The sequence below is a fragment of the Mesorhizobium sp. M7A.F.Ca.US.005.03.2.1 genome (assembly GCF_003997795.1).
GTDB lineage: Bacteria > Pseudomonadota > Alphaproteobacteria > Rhizobiales > Rhizobiaceae > Mesorhizobium > Mesorhizobium ciceri.
Genome location: NZ_RZRP01000291.1, coordinates 1 through 6865, shown reverse-complemented (window position 1 = coordinate 6865; position 6865 = coordinate 1). Strand labels below are relative to the sequence as shown.

Genomic DNA, 6865 nt, shown 5'->3' with positions numbered 1-6865 from the left:
AGATCTGATCGTCTTCATAGCGGGACGCGGCTCGTCGCGCCACATCGACGCAATCGCCGAGGTCACCGGTCTCGACGGCAGCGGCGATTACGCCGTTGCCCCGCTCACGCTTTCGCAACTCCAGCAGCTTTGAAAGGCCTTCCTCATGCGCAAGAAGCTTCGCTTTCTTTCGTCCACAGCGCTCGCGTTTCTTATCACGGCCCCGGTTTATGCCGCCGGCTCCGGCATGCCGTGGGAGCAGCCGCTGCAGCAGATCCTGGAGTCCGTGCAGGGACCGGTCGCCAAGATCGTTGCGGTGATCATCATTATCACCACCGGCCTGACGCTTGCCTTCGGCGACACCGCCGGTGGTTTTCGGCGCCTGATTCAGATCGTCTTCGGTCTGTCGATCGCCTTCGCGGCATCGAGCTTCTTCCTCTCCTTCTTCTCCTTCGGTGGTGGGGCGCTCGTCTGATGGCCGCCGGGGAGCAGCATATCGAGGGCTTCGCAGTACCGGTCCACCGGGCGCTGACCGAGCCGATCCTGCTCGGCGGGGCTCCGCGCGCGGTGGCGATCCTCAACGGTACAGTGGCCGCGGCCATTGGCTTCGGCTTGCAGCAATGGATTGCTGGTCTGGTGCTTTGGATCGCAGGCCACTCGTTAGCGGTGTTTGCCGCAAGACGCGATCCGGACTTCGCCAGCGTGCTTGTGCGCCACCTACGTCTGAAGGGGTGGCTTGCATGCTGAACCTTTCGGAATATCGAAGCAAAGCCGACCGGCTTGCCGACCATCTACCCTGGGCTGCCTTGGTGGCGCCCGGCATCGTGCTCAACAAGGACGGCAGCTTTCAGCGGACGTTGCGGTTCCGCGGCCCGGATCTCGAAAGTGCGACGGAGGCTGAACTCGTCGGCATTTGCGCCCGGGCGAACAATGCTCTCAGACGCCTTGGCTCTGGCTGGGCATTGTTCTTTGAGGCCGAGCGCACAGAAGCGCTGGGCTATCCGAACTCGCATTTTCCTGACGCCGCGTCGTGGCTGGTCGACGAAGAACGCCGCGCTGCTTTCGAGGGGAAGGTAGCGCACTACGAGAGCCGCTATCATCTGACCTTGGTGTTTATGCCACCGCCGGACGCCCAGGCGCGCGCAGAAAGCACGCTCGTCGACTCTCATTATTCCCGAGGAGAAAGAGACTGGCGCCAGGATCTGGCGAGGTTCCGTGACGAGACCAACCGCGTGCTCGATCTCTTCTCGGGTTTCATGTCCGAAGTACGCGTCCTCGATGATGCTCAGACGTTGACCTACCTCCACGGCACGATTTCGCCTCGTCGCCATCCTATCATGGCCCCGGAAACGCCGATATATCTGGATGCAATCCTGGTCGATGCGCCGCTTACCGGTGGCCTGGAGCCGATGCTGGGTGAGCAGCATCTTCGCACACTGACCATCCTCGGCTTTCCGAACCTCACCCGGCCCGGAATCCTCGATACCCTCAATCATCAGGATTTCGCCTATCGCTGGATGACGCGCTTCATTCCGCTCGAGAAAACGGAAGCCACGAAGACGCTGACGCGATTGCGCCGGCAGTGGTTTGCCAAGCGCAAATCGATCGTGGCAATCCTACGCGAGGTCATTACCAACGAGCCGGTCCCGCTTGTCGATAGCGATGCCGACAACAAGGCGCTCGATGCCGACGAAGCCCTTCAGGCATTGGGCGGTGATCATGTGAGTTTCGGCTATCTCACCACCACCGTGACGGTGTGGGGCGAGGATCGCCAAGCCGCTGCAGAGAAGCTTCGCGCGGTCGAGCGCATCATCAATGGGCTCGGCTTCACCACGATCCGAGAAGGCGTCAATGCGGTCGAGGCTTGGCTCGGCTCATTGCCTGGCCATGTCTACGCTAACGTTCGCCAACCGCTCGTTCATACATTGAACCTTGCCCATCTCATGCCGCTGTCGTCGGTTTGGGCCGGTCCTGCGACAAACGAGCATCTCGCGAAAGTCACCCAAACCGAAGCGCCACCGCTTTTCGTTGCCGAGACCAGTGGGTCGACACCGTTTCGGCTTTCCACCCACGTCGAAGATGTCGGCCACATGCTGGTTGTTGGTCCGACCGGCGCCGGCAAGTCGGTTCTGCTTGCTCTGATTGCTCTGCAGTTCAGGCGCTACGCCGGCGCCCAGGTTTATGTCTTCGACAAAGGCAATTCGGCCCGTGCTGCAACACTTGCCATGGGTGGAGAACACCACGCGCTAGGAGCGGACGGTTCCCTTGCCTTTCAGCCACTGCGCAGCATCAACGACCAGGCTAGCCGAAGCTGGGCGGCCGAATGGATCGCCAGCCTTGTTGCCCACGAGAACGTCACCGTCACGCCGGAGGTGAAGGAGGCTATTTGGTCAGCGCTGGCCAGCCTTGCCACCGCGCCGGCGCAGGAACGCACACTGACCGGTCTTTCGGTCCTGCTTCAATCCAATGCGCTGAAGACCGCATTGATGCCCTACACGCTCGACGGTCCCTTCGGCCGCCTGCTCGATGCCGATCATGATGGGCTGGCCTTGTCGGATGTGCAGTGTTTCGAGACCGAGGAGTTAATGCACAGCCAAAGCGCTTTGCTGCCGGTGCTTACCTATCTGTTCCAGCGACTTGAGGAACGGTTCGACGGACGGCCCACGCTGATCATGCTCGACGAGGCGTGGGTCTATCTCGACAATCCGCTGTTCGCCGCCCGCATCCGCGAATGGCTGAAGGTGCTGCGAAAGAAGAACGTGTCGGTTGTCTTCGCTACGCAGTCGCTGGCTGATATCGCGGGCTCTGGCATAGCGCCGGCAATCATCGAAAGCTGCCCGCAGCGCATTTTCCTTCCCAATGATCGTGCCGTGGAACCCCAGGCGCGCACAGCCTACGAGCGCTTCGGTTTAAGCGAGCGGCAGATCGAATTGATCGCCCGCGCCACGCCGAAGCGTCAGTATTATCTGCAATCGCGCCGCGGCAACCGTCTGTTCGAGCTCGAGCTTGGCCCCATCGCTCTTGCGCTTTGCGGTGCTTCCGATCCGGCCACGCAGACTCTGATCGACAGGATCATGTCCGAAGACGGGCAAGGCAGCTTTGCCTCGCAGTTCCTGATCGCGCGCGGCCTCGATTGGGCCGGCGAACTTCTCAAGCAATTCCCTCAACCAGACAAGGAGCAATTCTCATGATGCGGCGACGCCTTCTCTCCGGCCTGATCACCGTTTCCCTGATCGCCAAGCCTATGGCCGACTATGTGCAGCCCGCCTACGCCCTTATCGTGTTCGATCCGTCCAATTATGCGCAGAACGTGCTGACGGCCGCGCGCGCATTGGAGCAGATCAACAACCAGATCCAGTCGCTGCAGAATCAGGCGACCATGCTGCAGAACATGGCGCGCAATCTTCAGCGTCTGGATTTCTCTTCCGTTGGCCAACTCACCGGTTCGCTCCATCGCATCGACGGCTTGATGGACCAGGCGAGTGGCCTCAGCTTTGATCTGGGCAAGCTTCAAGACCAGTGGCGCAGCCAATATCCGGAAAGCTACGACGCCACGATCAAAGTCAGCGATGTGGCGAGTGCTGCGCGGGAGCGTTGGCAAACCGCCATGCAGGCGTTCCGCCAGACCATGGGTGTCCAGTCGCAAATCGTCGAGAACGTCCGCGCCGACGGCGATCTGCTCGCCGATCTCGTCAACCGCAGCCAAGGGGCGGCCGGTGCGCTTCAGGCAAGCCAGGCCACCAACCAGCTGATGGCGCTTTCGACAAAACAGCAGATGCAGATCCAGACGCTGCTCGCAACGCAGTTTCGAGCTGAGGCCGAGGATGCCGCCCGCAAGGCCCAGTCAGACGAAGCCGCCCGCGAGATGACGAAGCGATTCTTGGGTACCGGCTCGGCTTATCCCGGCAATTAATCACGAGTTCATCACGACGAGAAAGGCAGCGGCATGAACGACCTTGGCGTCATCGATCGCTTCATGGAGACCTTCATCCGCTACATCGACAGCGGGTTCGGTCTGCTATCGGGCGACCTCGCCTTCCTCACTACCATTCTGATCGGCATTGACATCACACTTGCCGGCCTGGCGTGGGCGCTCGGCGACGAAACCAGCGTTCTCGGCCGGCTTGTCCGCAAGGTGCTCTATGTTGGCGTCTTCGCCTTCATTCTGAACAATTTCAAGAACCTCGCCGATATCGTTTATCGTTCTTTTGCCGGTCTCGGGATTAAGGCGTCGGCCGGCAATCTGTCGGCAGACAATCTCTTGCGCCCGGGCCGCATTGCCGCGACCGGTTTCGAAGGTGCTTGGCCAATGCTTGACCAAGCCAGTCAGCTCCTGGGCTTCCCGGAAATCTTCGGCAACGCACTGACCATCTTCGTGCTGCTGATGGCCTGGTTCCTGGTCATCATCGCCTTCTTCATCCTTTCCATCCAGCTTTTCATCACCATCCTTGAGTTCAAGCTCACCACGCTGGCAGGTTTTGTTTTGGTTCCATTCGCACTTTGGAACCGTTCAGCGTTCCTGGCCGAACGCGTGCTCGGCCATGTTATCTCGTCAGGCATCAAGGTGATGGTGCTCGCCGTCATTGTCGGTATCGGCTCCACGCTCTTCGGGGAGTTCGCTTCCGCATTGCAAGGCAAGGAGCCGGATCTTGCCGGTGCCATGTCCCAGGTACTGGGCGCACTGGCATTGCTTGGCCTTGGCATTTTTGGGCCGGGGATCGCGTCGGGTCTTGTCTCAGGCGCACCGCAGCTTGGGGCGGGCGCCGCCCTCGGCACGACCGCGGCGGCAGCGGGTGTATCACTCGTTGCTGGAGGCACAGCATTTGCTGGCGCGCGTATGGCAACCAGCGGCGGTGTCGCCGCCATCCGAGCCGGCACAACAATGGGATCGGCTGCTTCCACGTCATGGCAGATCGGGCGCGCAACCTCGCCCGACGCTGGCCTCTCCGGTGTGGCTGCTGGAATGCATGGTGTAACCAGTGCAGCTGGCGGCGCCGCTATACGCATAGCGCGATCCGCCACTGCAAGTGTTGGGCGCAACGCCGATGCCGGGCGCGATGCCGCGTGGACCGCGACCGGCGGCACGCCGACAGCGCCAATGACCGAACGCTCTGCCGGTTCGGCCACTGTTTCGGCGCCGACGTGGGCAAGGCGCCTACGTTCTGAACAGACCGCCCGTGCAAATCGCCACGCTGCCATGCAAGCTGTCCGAGACGGAGACCGGCCGGGAGGCAGCGCCACCCCCTCTCTCAACGACAAGGATGACTAGATGCTCTTCAAGCGACCCGTGCACCGTTACGGCAAAACACCCGAACCGGTCACGCCGTATCAAAAAGCCGCCCAGCTGTGGGACGAGCGCATCGGCTCATCTCGACTGCAGGCCAGGAACTGGCGGATCATGGCCCTTGGCTGCCTGGCCTTGGCGACCGGGCTTTCCGGCGGACTCGTATGGCAGTCGATGCAAAGCCGTGTCGTGCCTTATGTCGTCGAGGTCGATGGCTTCGGCGAGACGCGCGCCGTCGCGCCGGCGATCCGGAATTATGAGCCCTCGGATGCTCAGATCGCCTGGCATCTCGGCCGCTTCATCCAGAATGTCCGTTCCGTTTCCACCGATCCGGTTTTGGTACGGCAGAACTGGTTGGCAGCGTACGACTTTGCTAGCGATCGCGCAGCGCTCTTCCTCAACGAATACGCCAAGGCGAACGACCCCTTCGGTCAGATCGGAACGCGCAGTGTTTCGGTACAGGTCACCAGCGTGGTCAGAGCCTCCGAAAGTTCATTCCAGGTCAAATGGACCGAGCAGGTGTTTGAGCGCGGAAGCCTTGCCAGCACGATGCGCTGGACTGCGATCCTCACGATCGTGATTCGCTCGCCAAGCAATACGGATCAGCTGCGCAAGAATCCGCTCGGCGTCTTCATCAATGCCATTGACTGGTCACGCGAGCTCGACAGCGCCGTCCCAACCCCCCTTTCTCCGACGGAGTCCACCAATGAAAGGTAAAATGTCACCGATTCGTGCCGTGCTGATCCTATCGGTGTCGGCAGCGGTCGTTTCCGCTTGTGCATCGAAGAAGGTGCCGCCGCCTGAGATTTCCTATGACGCTGCCGACTTCAAACCGGCCGCGATCGAAAAGGCGCCGGAGAGGCCGATTAGAATTGTCGAGGTGCCAAAACCACTGCCGCTGCCTGGCCAAATGCAGCCCGAGCCCGGCAAGGCCGAGGACAAGCGCCCCCCTGAAGAACGCGTCGCTGATGCCAACAAAGCCGCGACCCAGCAACCCACCAAGTACGGGTATGTTAATGCCGTGCAAGTCTACCCCTTCACCGATGGCGCGCTTTATCAACTCTATGCCGCGCCGGAGCGCGTGACCGACATCGCTCTGCAGCCGGGCGAGAAACTAACCGCCGTGTCGGCTGGCGACACCGTGCGCTGGGTCATTGGCGATACCGCAAGCGGCACCGGTGACAATCAGCGCACCCATGTTCTGGTAAAACCCTTCGCGCCGGGTCTTGCCACCAATGTCGTCATTACGACGGACCGGCGGACCTATCATTTGCAGCTTCAAAGCACCGAGAAGACCGCAATGGCGGCAATCTCCTGGACCTACAGCCAAGACCAGATCATCGCGCTTCGCCAGCGCAATGCTCAAGCCGAGGCAGTTACACCGGTCGCGTCGAATATCGCGCTCGAAAACCTTCGCTTTCGCTACTCAATCAGTGGCGACACACCGCCCTGGAGACCGACGCGAGCCTTCGACGACGGCAGCAAGGTCTATATTGAGTTCCCTCGTCGCATAGATCAGGGCGAGGCGCCACCACTCTTCATCGTCGGCGCAGATGGGAGCAGCGAGCTCGTCAACTATCGCGTGCGCGGCAACTATTACAT

The 6865-nt window shown here is 61.0% G+C and carries 7 protein-coding genes and 1 pseudogene; all 8 read left to right on the top strand.

Annotated elements, in window-relative coordinates:
- Positions 1 to 133: pseudogene (locus tag EN991_RS40935) on the top strand (P-type conjugative transfer ATPase TrbB); the annotation flags it as partial.
- 12 nt (positions 134 to 145) lie between these two features.
- A complete protein-coding gene (locus tag EN991_RS17415) occupies positions 146 to 454 on the top strand; it encodes a TrbC/VirB2 family protein (protein ID WP_024502851.1) in 309 nt (102 codons plus the stop codon).
- Entirely contained in the window at positions 454 to 726 is a 273-nt protein-coding gene (locus EN991_RS17410) for a VirB3 family type IV secretion system protein (RefSeq protein WP_024502852.1), read from the top strand. Before EN991_RS17415 ends, EN991_RS17410 begins: the two co-directional genes overlap by 1 nt.
- Positions 720 to 3170, top strand: coding sequence for a conjugal transfer protein TrbE (gene trbE, locus EN991_RS17405; protein WP_063169232.1), 2451 nt, complete (start codon positions 720 to 722; stop codon positions 3168 to 3170). The genes EN991_RS17410 and trbE overlap by 7 nt, the downstream gene beginning before the upstream one ends.
- Positions 3167 to 3892: a P-type conjugative transfer protein TrbJ gene (trbJ, locus tag EN991_RS17400; protein ID WP_024502854.1), complete on the top strand. Its 726-nt coding sequence runs from the start codon at positions 3167 to 3169 to the stop codon at positions 3890 to 3892. The genes trbE and trbJ overlap by 4 nt, the downstream gene beginning before the upstream one ends.
- 33 nt (positions 3893 to 3925) lie before the next feature.
- The gene (gene trbL, locus EN991_RS17395; RefSeq protein WP_063169231.1) at positions 3926 to 5248 is read left to right on the top strand and encodes a P-type conjugative transfer protein TrbL; all 1323 of its coding nucleotides are present in this window, start codon (positions 3926 to 3928) and stop codon (positions 5246 to 5248) included.
- Entirely contained in the window at positions 5249 to 5980 is a 732-nt protein-coding gene (trbF, locus tag EN991_RS17390; RefSeq protein ID WP_063169230.1) for a conjugal transfer protein TrbF, read from the top strand.
- A gap of 1 nt (position 5981) precedes the next feature.
- Positions 5982 to 6865: P-type conjugative transfer protein TrbG (trbG, locus tag EN991_RS17385; RefSeq protein ID WP_164769155.1), on the top strand; the 884-nt coding region annotated here is incomplete at its 3' end.